This is a genomic window from Cryobacterium sp. Hz9 (assembly GCF_004402825.1).
Lineage (GTDB): Bacteria > Actinomycetota > Actinomycetes > Actinomycetales > Microbacteriaceae > Cryobacterium > Cryobacterium gelidum.
Window position 1 is genome coordinate 54,983 of record NZ_SOFC01000011.1, and the last position, 15,825, is coordinate 70,807.

Here is a 15,825-nt window from a genome sequence, read left to right on the forward strand (position 1 = left end):
TGCTGGTGCACCCCCCCGGACTTGAACCGGGAACCCACTGATTAAGAGTCAGTTGCTCTGCCAATTGAGCTAGAGGTGCCTGTGCGACAGTGGAACAACCCGCGGCAACGTGTAACCCTAACACCCCAAGCAGGCTCGATGCCAATCGAGGCCGAAAAGGGCCCACGACCGGCATCCGTGCGTGAAATTACTATCCTTGGGAGGGTGACCGAACCGCGAATGTATTCCCTTTCCGAGGACCTCAACCTGGCACTCGCCCTCGCCGATGCCGCCGACACCATCTCACGTGCGCGCTTCACCGCGCTCGATCTCGTGGTGACGACGAAGCCCGACCGCACGCCGGTGACAGACGCCGACCAGGCCGTTGAGCGTGCGATCCGCGGTTTGCTGGCCGGGCAACGCCCCGACGACGGCATTCTCGGCGAAGAGTTCGGCATCATCGGGTCGACGACCCGCCAATGGATCATCGATCCGATCGACGGCACCGCGGGGTTCCTCCGCGGCATCCCGATCTGGGCCACCCTCATCTCCCTCGCCGTCGATGGCGTACCGGTGCTCGGCGTGGTCAGTGCCCCCGCGCTCGGCAAACGTTGGTGGGCCGCGGCCGGCAGTGGCGCCTGGTCGATCGATACGCGCACCGCGGATGACACCCCCCTGCGCCTGCGCGTCTCCGGCATCGACACGCTCGCCGAGGCATCCATCAGCTATGGCAGCCTGCAGCAGTGGGATGCGGCTGGACACCTCGACGAGCTCGTAAACCTCTCCCGGCAGGTCTGGCGCACCCGCGCCTACGGCGATATGTGGTCGTACATGCTTCTCGCCGAGGGCCACCTCGACGTGGCCGGCGAATTCGACCTGCAGCCCTACGACATGGCCGCCCTCGCACCGATCGTGCAGGAGGCCGGCGGCACGTTCACCTCGGTCGACGGCCAGCCCGGCCCCTGGCACGGCAGCGCCCTGGCCACAAACGGGCTGCTGCACGCGGCGACGCTCGCCGTGCTGAACCCGGGCCAGGCATCGTCTTAACAGTCAGACCGAAGCACCCGGATCGTCGGGAAAGTTGCCGTTGCGAGCGTTGCGCGCATCGAGCCGGCGCTGGCGCTGGCGCCAGGCCCGGGGGTTCAGCAGCAGAATCGGCTTCGGAATGCGCAACGCGTACCCGGTTGGCAGAACCCAGCCGTAACGTTTGGCCAGCAGCGACAGGGCGGCGCCGCTGAGAATGGCCACACCGGTGCCGACCGCCACGAACCCGAGCTGGCTCAGGATCACCATCTCGGTGCTCGCCAGCAGGGCACTCGTGGCATAGAGCGTATTGCCGCCGAAGATCGTCGGCACCTTGAGCAGCATGATGTCGCGCACCATACCGCCACCGACCGCGGTGATCATGCCGAGCAGAATGGCGGGCAGCCAACCGAGACCGGCATCGAGCGCCTTCTGCACCCCCACCGCCGCCCAGCACCCCACGGCGAGCGCGTCGGTCAGCAACAGCACACGACGGGTCCACCGGCCGTTGAACGTCACGAAGAAGGCGATGACACCGCCGAGGATGGCAATGATCAGATAGGCCGGGTCGAGCAGTGCCGCCGGGCTGCCCTGCTGAAGCAGGGTGTCGCGGATCACGCCGCCGCCGAGCCCGCTCATGATGGCAAGCACCACGAAGCCGACAATGTCGAGGCGGGCCGTGCGCGCGGCGACTCCGCCGAGAATGGCGTTGGCGAGCACGCCGGCCAGGTCCACGAAGCGGATTACCTCAAACAGTGTCTCCGACTCAGTGTTCACTTGCCCCATTCTCTCTCATCTCGGCGCAGGCGACGGGCGCAATTACAGTTGAACCATGAGGATCAACGCTTTTTCCGACGTGTGCCTGCGGATCGTCATGCTGCTCTGTGCGGCGCCGCACGGCGTGACCTTCACCTCGCGAGTGGTCGCCGCCGAGGTCGGCACTCCCTACAACCATGTGAGCAAGGCACTGATGCGCCTGCGCGAGCTCGGCCTGGTCGAGGCCATTCGGGGGCGGAGCGGCGGCGTGCGCATCAGCCCGCTCGGGCGCGACGTCACCGTCGGGGCACTCCTTCGCCAGCTCGACACGCGCACCGACCTCGCCGCCTGCGACTCCCCCGACGATCCCTGCCCATTATTGAGCGGATGCGGCCTCCGCGGCAGCCTGCGCCGGGCCAGGGAAGCCTTTTACCGCGAGCTGGATAGCCTCGTCATCGCCAGCCTCCCGCACGGAAAGCCGAATGGACCGATCCTCGTGGAACTGGGATCGGTGCGGTAGGACTAAAGTCCCTACTTTCTACGACTAGTAGAAAGCATCCGTTTAATTGGCATATCAAATGCTACTTTTGTGGAAGGCCCCCACAAACGGGAGTCGGTCACATAGAAGGAGTATTCATGCTTTCGGCCCAGTCCCTCCCCCTCATCGAAGCCACCCTGCCGCTGGTCGGTGAGCGGATGCCCCAGATCGCAAGGAACTTCTACAAGCGCATGCTCACCGCCCACCCCGAATTGTTCGATGGGTTGTTCAGCCGCTCGAACCAGAAGAACGGCACGCAGCAGCAGGCCCTCGCCGGCAGCATCGCCGTCTTCGCGACCCACATGGTGAAGAACCCCGACATCACGCCGGAGGCCATGCTCTCCCGCATCGCCCACAAGCACATCTCCCTCGACATTCAGCCCGAGCAGTACGACATCGTCTACAAGTATTTGTTCGAGGGCATCGCCGACGAACTCAGCGACGTCATCACGGCCGAGATCGCCGCCGCCTGGACCGAGGTCTACTGGCTGATGGCCCATGCGTTGATCAAGATGGAGAAGGGCCTCTACGCCGGACTCGCCAGCGACAAGCCGCTCGCCCCCTGGATCGTCGTGAAGAAGGAAGCGGCCGGAACCGATGCCGTCACGTTCACCCTCGAACCGGCCGACGACACTCCAGTGACGCCCGCCTTGCCGGGCCAGTACGTCAGCGTCACCGCCACCATGCCCGACGGTATCCGCCAAGTGCGTCAGTACTCCCTCTCAGCCGGCACGGCCACGACGCGAGTCTTCACCACCAAGCTCGACGCCGACGGCGAGGTCTCCCCCGTGCTGCACCGCGACGTGCAGGTCGGCGATACGCTCACCCTCTCCGTGCCGTGCGGCGATATCACCCTCGATGCGGGCACCGGCCCGCTGATCCTGGCCTCGGCCGGAATCGGCTGCACGCCCAGCGCCTCCATCCTGCGCTCCCTGGTGGACACGGGATCGAAGCGTGAGGTGCTCGTGCTGCATGCCGAAAGCAACCTCGAGCGCTGGGCGCTGCGCGAACAGATGAATGAGGACGTCGCGCTCCTGGAGGCGGCCGAACTCGAGCTCTGGCTGGAGATCCCGAGCGAGGGCCACCACGAGGGTTTCATGTCGCTGGCGAACGTGACCATCCCGGAGGATGCCTCGGTGTACCTCTGCGGTCCACTCCCGTTCATGCGCAGCCTGCGCAGCCAGGCACTGCAGTCCGGCGTGCCGGCCGATCGCATCCACTACGAGATCTTCGGCCCCGACCTCTGGCTCGCCAACGCCTGAGCGTCGGCCCACGCTAGGTTTGGACCGTGGATGCTAACGGTGGTATCGAGATAGAACGCAAGTTTGACGTCGACGGCCTGGCCGTGCTGCCTCCTTTGATCGACCTGCCCGGCGTGCAGGCCATCGCCGAGCCGGTGGTTCACGACCTCGAGGCCGTCTATTTCGACACGAACGATCTCGTACTCAGCGCCGCACGTATCACGCTGCGCCGGCGTACCGGCGGCGACGACGCGGGATGGCACCTCAAACTGCCACAAAACGCCGGCCGTCGCCGTGAGATCCACGCGCCCCTCGGCCGAGACAGGCAGGGCGAAGCCGATGCCGTACCCGAGTCGCTCGCGCAACTCGTGCGGGTCTACGTGCGCGCCGCACCGCTCGTTCCCGTGGCACGCCTCACCACCACCCGCGTCGTGCATGCCCTGATCGGTGCGGGTGGTGAAACCCTCGCCGTGCTCTGCGACGATCGGGTGCAGGCCGAGCGGCTCGTTCACCAACCGGCCTCAGCAGCCTGGCGCGAATGGGAGTTCGAGCTCGTCGACGCACCGGAAGACCTGCTGGACGCGGGGCAGGCTGTGCTCGCGGTCGCCGGCATCCTCGTGTCACGGCACGCGTCGAAACTGGCGCGTGCCCTCGGCGACCGGTTGCCTGCGGAATCGCCCCGCAATCGGCAGCGCCCGACGCCCACCGGACCGGCCGGGAACGTATTACTGGCCAGCCTGGGCGAGCAGATCGGCGTCATTCGCGCGCAGGACCCGCAGATTCGCCAGCACACGCTCGGCTCCGTGCACGCGATGCGCGTCGCCTTACGCCGGCTGCGCTCGGTGCTGGCCACCTATCGATCCCTCGTCGACCCGACCGTCGTGCAACACCTCCGCACCGAACTCGGCTGGCTCGCCGCCGTGCTCGGCGGCTCCCGCGACGAGGAGGTGCTGCAACGCCGCCTCGCCGGCCTGCTCGACCGCGAGGACCCCGCAGTGCTGCTCGGCTCCATCCGCGACCGCCTGACGACCCGCTCCGCAGCGGATGCCGCCACCGCCCGACACACGCTCGTCGTCGCCCTCGACAGCCACCGCTACTTTCGGCTGCTCAACGCCCTCGACGCCCTCGCCGCCTCGCCGCCGTTCACGGCCACGGCCGGCCAGGACGCCCGCGTGGTCGTGCCCGCCCTGGTCACGAAGGAATGGAAGAAACTGCGCCGCGCCGTGCGCCGCGCCACCGGGACCGTACCGGGGCCGGAACGTGACCTCGCCCTGCACGAGGTGCGCAAGCGCGCCAAGAGGCTGCGCTACGCGGCCGAGACGGCGCATCCGCTCAACCCGAAGCGTGCCGCGCGGGTGAGCGGATTCGCCCAGAAACTGCAGACCATTCTCGGCGACCAGCACGACAGTGTCATCGCCCGCGAGCGCCTACTGCGCCGCGGCGGGGTCGACGCCTACCTTCGCGGCGAGAACACCTTCAGTTACGGCCGCCTGCACGCTCTGGAACAGCAGAAAGCAGCGGATGCCGAGGCTCTCTTCTGGAAGGCCTGGTCGCACCGCCCCTGACAGATCAGCTCCAGAGCGCCACGTGCACCTTGGAGCCGCGCCGGGCGACGCCGCGTGATCCACCGGGGGCGAGCATCGCCGCGGTCGCCTCGGCGGTCGTGACGAAACGTTGCAGGGTGCGCGCGGCGGTCGACGCCCGTCCGTGATCGAGGGTGCTCGCGCACCACAGCCCCGCGATCGGCGTATTCGGCACCGGCAGCACCACGAGCGACCCGGCCGTGACCTCGGCCCGCACGATGTGCATGAACGCGAGCATGATCCCTTCGCCGGCGCGAACCGCAGCGAGGGCATCTGTTTCGCTGCTGAGCGGCACGATCTCCGGAACGCCGAGCGCAGAGGCAAGGAATGCTGCTGCCAGCCAGCTGCTCTCGGCCGTGAACTCTTCAACCCCGGCCGGGCCGGTGAACCACGGCTCCCCCAGCAGGGCGGCGAGCGGCAACGACTGCTGCCGCTGGCCAAGCGGATGCCCCGGCGCGGCCACCAGCACCCGCTGGTAGCGCAAGAATGGCACCACTTCGAGCTGCGTTCCCTGCGGCGGCCGGGAGCCGAGCGCCACGTCGTAGGCATGGTCCTGCAACAGCGACCCGATGTCATCGGCGGACTCGACGACCACGTCAATCCCGCGGGAGTGGACAGGAACCCGGCGGGTGAACGCGTCGAGCAGCCGGCCGGCCGCGTGTTCGGCGAAGCCCGCAGTGGCAACGACGCGCAGGCACGCCGCGGACTCCGCGGCATGCGAGACCTCCCAGCGCACCTGGTCGGCCAGGCCGACGATCTCCTGGGCGTGATCGGCGAGCGCCCGACCGCCGGCCGTCAGGGCGATCCCCGACCCCGACCGCCTGACCAGGGCGTCCCCGAGGTCCAGGCGAAGCGCGGCGAGCGACGACGATACCGCCGGTTCGCTGATTCCGAGCACGGCCGCAGCGGCACGCAGCGACCCGAGTCGAGCCACGAGGGCGAAGGCCCTCAGCTGGTTCAGCGTCATTGTCACAGCTCATAACCTTTCGCTTAGGTCGATAGTGACAGCCACGGGAGTGAGGAGCAAGCTGCGGCCCACACCAGTGTCGCGCACCGATGCGCGGCGCCGGTCACTCCGGCCTCGTCAGGCGTCCGTGTCCCACTGGGTCCCGTCGAGGTCGCCGCGCAGCGTTCCGGTGGCCTCATCGACAGCCTCTCCGACAGTGCCCGCGAACCGCTCGGGAGGAAACCGCCCGCTCAATCCGTAGTCACGCAGGTGATCTTTCACCGGGCCTTTCATCTCGGCAAAGACGAGCGTGATGCCGCGGGAAACCAGGAAATCGTCGAGTTCGAGCAGTTCCTCCACGGCGGTCGTGTCGATGTCGGTGATGGGCTCCGCCGCGAGGATGACCGTGTGTACCCCGCTACCGGCTGCCGCGACCGTGGCCCGCACATAGTCGTCGAAGATCCCCCCGTTGGCGAAGAAGAGCGGCGCGTCGAAACGAACGATGACGATGCCGGGTAGGCGTTCGCCCTCGGGATGCCGCGACAGGTCGTGGTAGCCGCGAAGACCGCGGATCCGGCCGAGTTCGGCCCGATATGGTTGCCAGGCCTGGCTGACGAATGCGCCGAGCGAGAGAATGATTGCCACGACGATACCCTCGATCACGCCGACCACCAGCACCCCGAGAAAGGCCGCGAGCGAGAGCGTGGCATCGACTTTGTTCATGCGCACGAGCGCGATGAACCCTTTCACATCGACGAGCCCGGCAGCGGCGACGATGACGACCGCGGCGATCGCCGCCGAGGGCAGGAAATCCGTGAGGCCGGGCGCGAATAGCATGAAGGCCAGAACGAGGGCGGCGCCGACGACTCCGGTGAGCTGGGAGCGAGCCCCCGCCTTCTCGGCGACGGGGGTGCGCGAGGACGACGCCGAGACGGGGAATCCACCAAGCAGTCCGCTCGCGATGTTCGACGCGCCGATCGCCCTCATCTCCTGGCTGCCGTTGACATTCTCTCCGCCGCGGGCAGCAAACGATCGCGAAAGCACGGCGGTGTCGGCGAAGGCGATGAGCGCGATGCCCAGTGCCGGAGCCACCAAAGCCGCCGCATCCGCCCACTGCACACCAATGAGCGCGGGTGCGGGGAGGCCCCGGGGCAGCGCACCGACGACGGGCAGGGCATCCCGCAGCCCGAAGACCGCGGTCACCGCCGTCGCAAGTACGACCGCCGCGAGCACGCCCGGAATCCGGGTTCTGCACCACGACAGGACGACAATGACGGCCAGCGAACCGAGGCCGAAAAGCGTCGCGGTCAGGTTGACCTGACCCCCGGCGATTCCGACGAATATCCCGATCGCGTCGCGCAGCGCCGAGTCCGCTGTGATGGAGAAGCCGAAAAGGGTGGGCAACTGCGAAACGATGACCAGCACGGCGAGAGCGTTGAGGTAGCCAACGCGGATAGGTTTGGAGAGCAGGTCGGTCACGAACCCGAGGCGCAGAATGCCACCAAGCGCGAGAATCACTCCGACCATGATGGCCAGGAGCCCGGCGAGGCCGACCGTGCGTGCATCATCGCCGAGAGCGAGAGGCACGATCGCGGCCGCGATGATCGGCGCCAGTGCCGAATCGGGGCCGAGCACGAGGATGCGCGACGGTCCGAAGACGGCATAGGCGGCCAGGGGGATGATCGTGGCGTACAGGCCCGATGCCGGCGGAAGCCCCGCCACCTCGGCATAGCCGATGCCGACCGGTATAAGTAGAGCGGTCAGGACGACGCCCGCACGCAGGTCTGGCAGTAGCCAGGCGCGCCGGTAGCCGAGCGCCCTATCGATTCCCGGCACCCACCTCCGCAGCCACGCCGCAGCCATGTCGTTCCTCTCCCGGACCCCTCTCGGTGCCTGGCTGGTGCGTGCGCCGCGCGAAATAAACAGCGAGGGCACACGCACATAACCTTTCGCTTAGGACGATGTTGACAGCCAACGGAGCGGGGAGCAAGCTGTGGCACGACAGTGTCGCGCAACGATGCGCGGCGCCGTGGAACCTTCTTTCGTGAGGAGAAGCCCGTGCAGATTCCGGCTCCGTTCGATTACGTTCGCGCCAGTTCGGTTGACAATGCCCTCGCCCTGCTTGATCGCCACGGGGCCGAATCCCGGGTGGTCGCCGGCGGACACAGCCTGCTTCCCATGATGAAGCTGCGCCTCGCCCGCCCGGACTGGCTCATCGATATCAACGACCTGTACGAGCTGGATTACTTGCTTGTCGATGGCCCCGTGTTACGCATCGGCGCGATGACCCGGCACACGACCCTGCTCGAATCCGACGACGTGTGGCGTCTGTTCCCCATCATCATCGACGCCGAACACGTCATCGCCGATCCGATCGTGCGCAACCGCGGCACCATCGGCGGCTCCCTCTGCCAGGCCGACCCGGCCGAAGACCTCTCCACGGTGTGCCACGTTCTTGACGCGGTGGCCGTCGTGCGCGGACCGGCCGGCGAACGGATGCTGTCGATGGCCGAATTCCACCGCGGCCCCTACGAGACGGCCGTTGCCCAGAACGAACTACTCATCGAGGTGCGCGTTCCCATTCGGGCCGGTTCCGGCAGCGCCTACGAGAAGGTGGAACGGCGCGTCGGAGACTGGGCTGTCGCCGCGGCCGGTGCGAGCGTGACGCTCGACGCCGACGGCACGATCAGCAAGGCGACCGTCGGCCTCACCGCGGTCGGACTCGACCGCAACGTGACCGAGGTCGAAGCCGTGCTCGTCGGTCAGGTACCCACTGAACAACTCTTCGCCGAAGCCGGGCAGCTGGCTGCAGATGCCTGCGATCCCCTCGCCGATCAGCGCGGACCGATCGACTACAAGCGGCACCTCGCCGACGAGCTGACCCGCCGCGTGCTGCGGGTCGCGTGCAGCCGCGCCGCGGCATCCGTTCCAGACGTGACAATCCAGGAAGGCTGAGCCCGATGCAGATCAGCATGACCATAAACGGCACCGACGTCACCCGCGAGATCGAACCGCGCGTGTTGCTCGTGCACTTCATTCGCGACGACCTGCGTCTCACCGGGACGCACTGGGGCTGCGACACCACCAATTGCGGCACCTGCGTGGTACTGATGGACGGCCAACCGGTGAAATCGTGTACCGTGCTCGCCGCCATGGCCGACGGACACACGATCACGACCGTGGAGGGACTCGCCCATGGCGCCACCCTCGACCCGGTGCAGCAGGGCTTCATGGAGGAGCACGGCCTGCAGTGCGGTTTCTGCACCCCCGGCATGATGCTCACCGCCCGCGCCCTGCTCGACCACAACCCGCACCCGGAACCGCTGGAGATTCGCGAGGCCATCTCAGGCCAGATCTGCCGCTGCACCGGCTACGCCACCATTGTGCGGTCGATCCAGTGGGCCGCCGAGCATCCCGCCGGTGCGGCTCCAGAAACGACCACGTCCGAATCAACCGAGCACGAGGTGCACGCATGACCATCCTCGAGGACCGCCCGTCAAACCCGGCCGCCGGCGACCACGATCGGCCCATCGGCCATGGCCGCATGCAGCGCAAGGAAGACCCGCGTTTCGTGCGCGGTAAGGGCCGCTATGTCGACGACATCGTGCTGCCCGGCATGCTGCACGGCGCCATTCTGCGCGCTCCCGTCGCCCACGCCCGGCTGGTCTCGATCGATACGTCTGAGGCGCTCGCGCACCCAAAGGTACTCGCCGTGATCACCGGCACCGACCTGCAGGCCCTCGGCCTCGCCTGGGCTCCGACCCTCTCGATGGACGTGCAGGCCGTGCTGGTCACCGACAAGGTGCGCTTCCAGGGCCAGGAGGTCGCTTTCGTCGTCGCCGAAGACCGCTACGCCGCCCGAGATGCCCTCGAACTGATCCAGGTCGAGTACGACGTATTACCGCCCGTCGTCGACGCCCGCAAGGCGATGGACCCGGACGCTCCCGTCATTCGCGACGACCTCGAGGGCCGCACCGACAACCACATCTTCGACTGGGAAGCCGGCGACAAAGCCGAAACGGATGCCGTCTTCGCGAGCGCCGACGTCGTGGTGAAGCAGGAGATCGTCTACCCGCGCGTGCACCCGGCGCCGATGGAAACCTGCGGCGCCGTCGCCGACTTCGACCCCATCGACGGCCGTCTCACCTTGTACGAGACGACGCAGGCGCCGCACGCCCACCGCACCCTGTTCGCGATGGTCTCCGGCATTCCCGAGCACAAGATTCGGGTGGTCTCCCCCGACATCGGCGGCGGATTCGGTAACAAGGTCGGAATCTACCCGGGCTATATCCTCGCCGTCGTCGGCTCCATCGTCACCGGCAAACCGGTGAAATGGGTCGAGGACCGCTCCGAGAACCTCATGTCCACCTCCTTCGCCCGGGACTACATCATGCAGGGCGAGATCGCGGCGACCAAGGACGGCAAGATCCTGGCCCTGCGCACCAATGTACTCGCCGACCACGGCGCGTTCAACGCCACCGCCCAGCCCACCAAATATCCGGCCGGGTTCTTCCACATCTTCACCGGCAGCTACGACCTCGCGGCAGCGTATTGCACCGTCACCGGCGTGTACACCAACAAGGCCCCGGGCGGGGTGGCCTATGCCTGTTCCTTCCGGGTCACCGAGGCGGTCTATCTGGTGGAGCGGATGGTCGACATCCTGGCCCGCAAGCTCGACATGGACCCAGCCGAGTTGCGCCTGAAGAATTTCATCAAGAAGGAACAGTTTCCCTACGCCAACAAGACCGGCTGGGAGTACGACTCGGGCGATTACGAACCCACCATGCGGCTGTCGATGAAGATGGCCGGCTACGACGAACTGCGCCGCGAACAGAAAGAGAAACGCGAACGCGGTGAGCTCATGGGCATCGGCATCTCGTTCTTCACCGAAACGGTAGGTGCCGGCCCGCGCAAAGACATGGACATTCTCGGCCTCGGAATGGCGGACGGCGCCGAACTGCGCATCCACCCCACCGGCAAGGCCGTCGTGCGCATCTCGGTGCAAAGCCAAGGTCAGGGCCACGAAACGACGTTCGCGCAGATCGTGGCGGAGGAGATCGGCATCCCGCCGGAAGACATCGATGTGGTGCACGGAGACACCGACCAGACGCCGTTCGGCCTCGGCACCTATGGCAGCCGGTCCACTCCGGTCAGCGGCGCCGCCGTGGCACTCGTCGCCCGCAAGGTGCGGGAGAAGGCCCGGTTCATCGCCGCGGCCATGCTCGAGACCCGGCCGGAAGACCTCGAGTGGGAGAAGGGCCGCTGGTTCGTCAAAGGCGATCCGAGCGTGGGCAAGACCATGGCCGAGATCGCGATGGGCGCCCACGGCACGGTCGCGCTGCCCGAGGGTATCGACGGCAATCTCGACGCCGAGGTCACCTACGATCCGCCCAACCTCACTTTTCCGTTCGGCGCCTATATCTGCGTCGTCGACGTCGACCCGGGTACCGGCCATGTCAAGGTGCGCTGCTTCATCGCCGTCGACGACTGCGGCACCCGCATCAACCCGATGATCATCGAGGGCCAGATTCATGGTGGCCTCACCGACGGTGTCGGCATGGCACTCATGGAGATCATCGAGTTCGACGACGAGGGCAACTGCCTCGGCGGCTCGTTCATGGACTACCTCATCCCCACCGCCATGGAGGTGCCCGACTGGGAGACCGGCTTCACCGTGACCCCGTCGCCGCACCACCCGATCGGAGCAAAGGGCGTTGGTGAGTCTGCCACGGTCGGGTCACCGCCGGCCGTCGTCAACGCCGTCGTCGATGCCCTCGCCCCGTTCGGGGTCGTGCACATGGATATGCCCTGCACCCCCGCCCGGGTGTGGGAAGCCATGCAGGGCCGCACGAGACCGCCGGTGTAGCATGCCCGTTGCCCACCCGACCCGCGCACAAGAGCTCATCGATCGCCGCGAAGCGTTCGTGCACGCGACCGTCGTGCGCGCCCAGCGCCCGACGAGCGCGCACGCCGGCGACACGGCGCTCGTTCGCGCGACCGGCGAGATCGAGGGATTCGTCGGAGGAACGTGCGTGGAGGCATCCGTTCGCCTGTACAGCCTGCAGGTACTCGCGAGCCGGCAGCCGCTGCTGCTCAAGGTCGTCGCCGGCGTGCCGTCTAGCACCGTGCGAGACGGCGCGGTCGAGGTCTCCAACCCGTGTGTGAGCGGCGGGGCGATCGAGATTTTTCTTGAGCCGCGCCTTCCGCTGCCACGAATGATCATCGTCGGCTCGACGCCCGATGCCGAGGCGCTTGCTGCCCTGGCACCGCTCGTCGGCTTCGACCTCATCCAAACGGATGGCGCCTCCGCCGCCCCGCAGGTCGGCGACGCCGCCCTGATCGTCGCCTCGCACGGCCGGGATGAGGAGCCAGCCCTGCTCGCCGCCCTCGCCGCCGGGGTGCCCTATGTGGCGCTCGTGGCGAGCCCGAGGCGCGGCGCTGCCGTGCTCGCCTCGCTCGACGTGTCGCCCGAGCAGCGCGCGCGTGTGTTCAGCCCGGCGGGCCTCGACCTCGGGGCGCGCACCCCCGGAGAGATCGCGGTGTCGATTTTCGCGCAGCTGGTGCAGGACCGGGCCGGACACGGGCAACCGCAAGCCGCGGAGGTGGTTGAGACGGCGACGGCAGTGGAAGCGATCGCGATCGACCCTGTCTGCGGCATGACGGTGGCCGCGCTGCCCTCGTCGCTGCAGGTGCAGCACGACGGCACGACCGTGTACTTCTGCGCGGCGGGCTGCCGCACGGTGTTTCTCGGACATCCGGAGCAGTATGCGACCGCGCGCTAGGGGCCCGATTGCCCGGTGCCGGTGCCGGTGCCGGTGCCGGTGCCGGTGATGGTGACCGTGCCCGAGTTGGTGCCGTCCGTCGGCGCGCTGCAGCGTGCCCTCGATGCCGAGGACTACCTCGCCGATGAGGGCCTCGCGACCGCCGTATTCCTGGCCGTGCGCATGCGGCAGCCGCTCCTGCTCGAGGGCGAACCCGGGGTGGGCAAGACCGAGATCGCCAAGGCGCTCGCTCGGCTGCTCGATACCGAACTGTTTCGATTGCAGTGCTACGAGGGAATCAGCGCTGGCGAGGCACTCTACGAGTGGAACTACCCCCGGCAGCTGCTCGGCATTCGCCTGGCCGAAGCGCGCGGGGTGGAACTGGCTGAAACGGAGCTGTTCGGACCCGACTATCTGCTGCGTCGCCCGCTGCTGAGGGCGATCGAACACGCCGGTCCGCGTCCGGCCGTGCTGCTGCTCGACGAGATCGACCGGGCCGACGCCGAATTCGAAGCCTTCACCTTTGAGCTGCTGGCCGAGGCGGCCGTCACCATTCCCGAGCTCGGAACCGTCACGGCGGAGCATCCGCCGATCGTGATTCTGACGAGCAATCGCACCCGCGACCTGCACGACGCCCTCACCCGGCGCTGCCTGTATCACTGGATCGACTACCCGGGGCCGGAGCGGATCGCGCAGATTGTGCGCCGCCGGGTGCCGAGCAGCTCGCAGGCACTCGCGACCGAGGCCGCGGCGGCGATCACCCGGTTGCGATCGCTCGACCTCGTGAAGCCGCCGGGTATCGCCGAGGCCATCGACTGGGTCAGCGCCCTCGGAGTGCTCGGCATCGAGCAGATCAGCGGCCGCGCGGTCGAGCAGACCTGGGGCTCCGTGCTCAAGAACCGGGACGACCTGGATCTCGCTGCAGCCCGCGGCGGCGCCTGGGTGGCGGAGGCCGCGCATGGATGACCGCGGCCCTTATCGACCGATCGAAGCGGCCGCCCTTGCCGCCGGCTTCAGCACGGCCCTGCACCGGGCCGGTCTGCCGGTGTCGCCGGACCGCGCGGCCCGACTGGCCGAGGCGCTGCGGCTGGTCCCGCCGACCGACCGGGCCGCCCTGTACTGGGCGTGCCGGATCGTGTTCGTCTCCCGGCAACAGCACCTTGCCCGCTTCGACGCGGTGTTCAGCGCCGTGTTCGACGGCCGGCTCGACCCGGCCGAAGGACGCGGTGACCCGAACGCTCCCCCGGCGATCGGCTCCGAGATGCGCACGAAAGCTGCCCCGCCAACCAACCGCCCGGTCTCTGCCCCCCAGTTGCAGCCAGAAGCTCGCCCGCCGGCTCCGTTGCCCGGTTTCGACGACTCGGGCGACGGCGACGGTCCCGAGCGCGACGCGATCCTTGCCATGGCCTCGAGCGACGAGCACTTGCACGAGATCGCGTTCGCCGACCTCGACCCCGAGGAACTGGCCCGCCTGCGCCGGCTCGTCGCCCGCATCGTCCTGTCGACGCCGACACGGCTGAGCCGCCGGACCTATCCGTCGCCGCACAGCCGCGACCGGCTCGATGTGGCCCGCACCGTGCGGGCCGCGCAGGGCACCGGCGGCGACCCGATCACCCTGCACTACGCCCGCCGCCGCCCGAAGCCGCGCCGGCTGGTGCTACTCTGCGACGTGTCGGGCTCGATGGAACCGTACACGAGGGTATTCCTGTCGCTGTTGCAGGGTGCGGCGTCCGGCGCCCGGGCCGAAGCGTTCGTGTTCTCGACGCGCCTCACCCGGCTGACCCGCCAGCTGGCCATACGCGACCCGGACCAGGCGCTCGCGCAGGCATCCGCCACCGTGACCGACTGGGCCGGCGGCACCCGGCTGGCGACCAGCATCCGCCGGTTCATCGACGACTTCGGGCGGCGCGGCCTGGCTCGCGGCGCGGTGATCGTGCTGTTCTCCGACGGATGGGCACAGGACGACCCGGCCGACGTCGACGCCCAGATGGCACGACTGCGCCGGCTCGCGCATCGCATTGTCTGGGTGAATCCGCGCAAAGCCGCCGCCGGCTACCGGCCGCTCGTCGGCGGCATGGCCGCCGCCCTGCCCTACTGCGACGCGTTTGTCAGCGGGCACAGCTACACGGCCCTCCTCGAGGTGGCGACCGCCATTCGCGGCGACCCGTCGGCATCCGCTCGACCATCCGTAACCATCCAGCAGAGGACACCCTGATGCAACTCGACAGTACCTTCACCGTCATCGCCCCCGTCGACACGGTGTGGAACACCCTGATGGACTTCGAACGCGTCGCCGGCTGTGTACCGGGCGCGCAGATTCTGAACAAGCTCTCCGACGACAACTACCAGGTCGGCATGAAGGTCAAGCTCGGCCCGGTGACCATGCAGTACCGCGGCCAGATGAACGTCGACGAACGCGACGTCGAGGGCCTCCGCGCTGTCTTCTCCGGCAAGGCGCAGGAGACCCGCGGGCAGGGCACTGCCCAGGCCACGGTCACGCTCGTACTGGTCGAAACCGACGGCGTCACCCGGGGCACGGTCAGCGCCGACCTGTCGCTGTCGGGTAAGGCGGCTGCCATGGGCAAGGGCGTCATCAGCAGCGTCACCGAACAGATGATGGCCCTGTTCGCCGGCAACCTGCAAGATTTGATCACAGGCGATGACGGCTCTGGTGCTGTGGCCGGCGTCGGCGAGCACGTCGACGACCCGACTGCCATCGCCCAGGCCTCCCCGCGGGCGGTCGCTGATCTGACCGACGTTCCGCCCGGGGACGCCCCGGCCGCCGGCAGGCTCCCCCACGTTACGGCGGATGCCCCGGCGCGGGCGACCCTGCCGCCGCACCGGTCTGTACCTAGCGCCGCGCCGAGCCTCGATGCGATGACCCTGGTCAGGGGCGTCATCACCGACCAGCTCAGTGACCCGGTGAAACTCCTGGGTCTGCTGGCCACGGTAGCGTTTATCGCATACCGAATTGGTCGGCGCGCGTCCGGCCGCTGAC

14 protein-coding genes and 1 tRNA gene are annotated in these 15,825 nt (G+C 68.1%); 11 read left to right on the forward strand and 4 right to left on the reverse strand.

Going from position 1 to position 15,825, the window contains the following annotated elements; genetic code table 11:
* Positions 1-3: 3 nt before the first annotated feature.
* A tRNA-Lys gene (locus E3N85_RS04575) sits at positions 4-79 on the reverse strand.
* A gap of 140 nt (positions 80-219) precedes the next feature.
* Here E3N85_RS04575 and E3N85_RS04580 point away from each other — a divergent pair.
* On the forward strand, positions 220-1,026 hold the full coding sequence (locus E3N85_RS04580; RefSeq protein WP_134460717.1) for an inositol monophosphatase family protein: 807 nt from the start codon (positions 220-222) through the stop codon (positions 1,024-1,026).
* Positions 1,027-1,029: 3 nt separating this feature from the next.
* Here E3N85_RS04580 and E3N85_RS04585 read toward each other — a convergent pair whose 3' ends face one another.
* Positions 1,030-1,779 carry a trimeric intracellular cation channel family protein gene (locus E3N85_RS04585; RefSeq protein WP_241978302.1) on the reverse strand — a complete coding sequence of 250 codons (750 nt, stop codon included), beginning with the start codon at positions 1,777-1,779 and terminating at the stop codon, positions 1,030-1,032.
* Between the two features lie 55 nt (positions 1,780-1,834).
* Here E3N85_RS04585 and E3N85_RS04590 point away from each other — a divergent pair, with 55 nt between their 5' ends.
* From E3N85_RS04590 to E3N85_RS04600, 3 genes are all read left to right on the forward strand, one after another.
* Positions 1,835-2,278, forward strand: coding sequence for an Rrf2 family transcriptional regulator (locus E3N85_RS04590; protein WP_134459968.1), 444 nt, complete (start codon positions 1,835-1,837; stop codon positions 2,276-2,278).
* A 116-nt stretch (positions 2,279-2,394) separates the two neighbouring features.
* Positions 2,395-3,558: a globin domain-containing protein gene (locus E3N85_RS04595; RefSeq protein WP_134459971.1), complete on the forward strand. Its 1,164-nt coding sequence runs from the start codon at positions 2,395-2,397 to the stop codon at positions 3,556-3,558.
* A gap of 26 nt (positions 3,559-3,584) precedes the next feature.
* On the forward strand, positions 3,585-5,102 hold the full coding sequence (locus E3N85_RS04600) for a CYTH and CHAD domain-containing protein (RefSeq protein WP_134459974.1): 1,518 nt from the start codon (positions 3,585-3,587) through the stop codon (positions 5,100-5,102).
* Positions 5,103-5,106: 4 nt separating this feature from the next.
* Here E3N85_RS04600 and E3N85_RS04605 read toward each other — a convergent pair whose 3' ends face one another.
* Positions 5,107-6,087 (reverse strand): LysR family transcriptional regulator, encoded by a 981-nt coding sequence (locus E3N85_RS04605; protein WP_134460720.1) that lies wholly within the window; start codon positions 6,085-6,087, stop codon positions 5,107-5,109.
* Between the two features lie 117 nt (positions 6,088-6,204).
* On the reverse strand, positions 6,205-7,902 hold the full coding sequence (locus tag E3N85_RS04610) for a SulP family inorganic anion transporter (protein ID WP_241978303.1): 1,698 nt from the start codon (positions 7,900-7,902) through the stop codon (positions 6,205-6,207).
* Between the two features lie 222 nt (positions 7,903-8,124).
* On the opposite strand from E3N85_RS04610, the gene E3N85_RS04615 reads away from it, so the two are divergent.
* Genes E3N85_RS04615 through E3N85_RS04645 form a run of 7 tightly spaced genes read left to right on the forward strand, consistent with a single transcriptional unit; the run spans position 8,125 to position 15,824 of the window.
* Positions 8,125-9,021: a xanthine dehydrogenase family protein subunit M gene (locus E3N85_RS04615; protein WP_134459980.1), complete on the forward strand. Its 897-nt coding sequence runs from the start codon at positions 8,125-8,127 to the stop codon at positions 9,019-9,021.
* A gap of 5 nt (positions 9,022-9,026) precedes the next feature.
* Positions 9,027-9,542 carry a (2Fe-2S)-binding protein gene (locus E3N85_RS04620; RefSeq protein ID WP_134459983.1) on the forward strand — a complete coding sequence of 172 codons (516 nt, stop codon included), beginning with the start codon at positions 9,027-9,029 and terminating at the stop codon, positions 9,540-9,542.
* Positions 9,539-11,932, forward strand: coding sequence for an aerobic carbon-monoxide dehydrogenase large subunit (locus tag E3N85_RS04625; protein WP_134459985.1), 2,394 nt, complete (start codon positions 9,539-9,541; stop codon positions 11,930-11,932). Before E3N85_RS04620 ends, E3N85_RS04625 begins: the two co-directional genes overlap by 4 nt.
* A 1-nt stretch (position 11,933) precedes the next feature.
* Complete coding sequence (locus tag E3N85_RS04630; RefSeq protein WP_134459989.1) at positions 11,934-12,848, forward strand: XdhC family protein; 915 nt, start codon at positions 11,934-11,936, stop codon at positions 12,846-12,848.
* A 48-nt stretch (positions 12,849-12,896) separates the two neighbouring features.
* Positions 12,897-13,793: a MoxR family ATPase gene (locus E3N85_RS04635; RefSeq protein ID WP_134460723.1), complete on the forward strand. Its 897-nt coding sequence runs from the start codon at positions 12,897-12,899 to the stop codon at positions 13,791-13,793.
* Positions 13,786-15,042, forward strand: a complete 1,257-nt coding sequence (locus E3N85_RS04640; RefSeq protein WP_134459992.1) for a VWA domain-containing protein — start codon at positions 13,786-13,788, stop codon at positions 15,040-15,042. The genes E3N85_RS04635 and E3N85_RS04640 overlap by 8 nt, the downstream gene beginning before the upstream one ends.
* Positions 15,042-15,824: an SRPBCC family protein gene (locus E3N85_RS04645; RefSeq protein ID WP_134459995.1), complete on the forward strand. Its 783-nt coding sequence runs from the start codon at positions 15,042-15,044 to the stop codon at positions 15,822-15,824. The genes E3N85_RS04640 and E3N85_RS04645 overlap by 1 nt, the downstream gene beginning before the upstream one ends.
* Position 15,825: the final 1 nt, after the last annotated feature.

Excerpts from the sequence above, each read along its gene's own strand:
- E3N85_RS04580 (WP_134460717.1), top strand. The coding sequence starts at position 220 with ATGTATTCCCTTTCCGAGGACCTCAACCTGGCACTCGCCCTCGCCGAT.
- E3N85_RS04590 (WP_134459968.1), top strand. The coding sequence starts at position 1,835 with ATGAGGATCAACGCTTTTTCCGACGTGTGCCTGCGGATCGTCATGCTG.
- E3N85_RS04595 (WP_134459971.1), top strand. The coding sequence starts at position 2,395 with ATGCTTTCGGCCCAGTCCCTCCCCCTCATCGAAGCCACCCTGCCGCTG.
- E3N85_RS04605 (WP_134460720.1), bottom strand. The coding sequence starts at position 6,087 with ATGACGCTGAACCAGCTGAGGGCCTTCGCCCTCGTGGCTCGACTCGGG.
- E3N85_RS04620 (WP_134459983.1), top strand. The coding sequence starts at position 9,027 with ATGCAGATCAGCATGACCATAAACGGCACCGACGTCACCCGCGAGATC.
- E3N85_RS04625 (WP_134459985.1), top strand. The coding sequence starts at position 9,539 with ATGACCATCCTCGAGGACCGCCCGTCAAACCCGGCCGCCGGCGACCAC.
- E3N85_RS04630 (WP_134459989.1), top strand. The coding sequence starts at position 11,934 with ATGCCCGTTGCCCACCCGACCCGCGCACAAGAGCTCATCGATCGCCGC.
- E3N85_RS04635 (WP_134460723.1), top strand. The coding sequence starts at position 12,897 with ATGGTGACCGTGCCCGAGTTGGTGCCGTCCGTCGGCGCGCTGCAGCGT.
- E3N85_RS04640 (WP_134459992.1), top strand. The coding sequence starts at position 13,786 with ATGGATGACCGCGGCCCTTATCGACCGATCGAAGCGGCCGCCCTTGCC.
- E3N85_RS04645 (WP_134459995.1), top strand. The coding sequence starts at position 15,042 with ATGCAACTCGACAGTACCTTCACCGTCATCGCCCCCGTCGACACGGTG.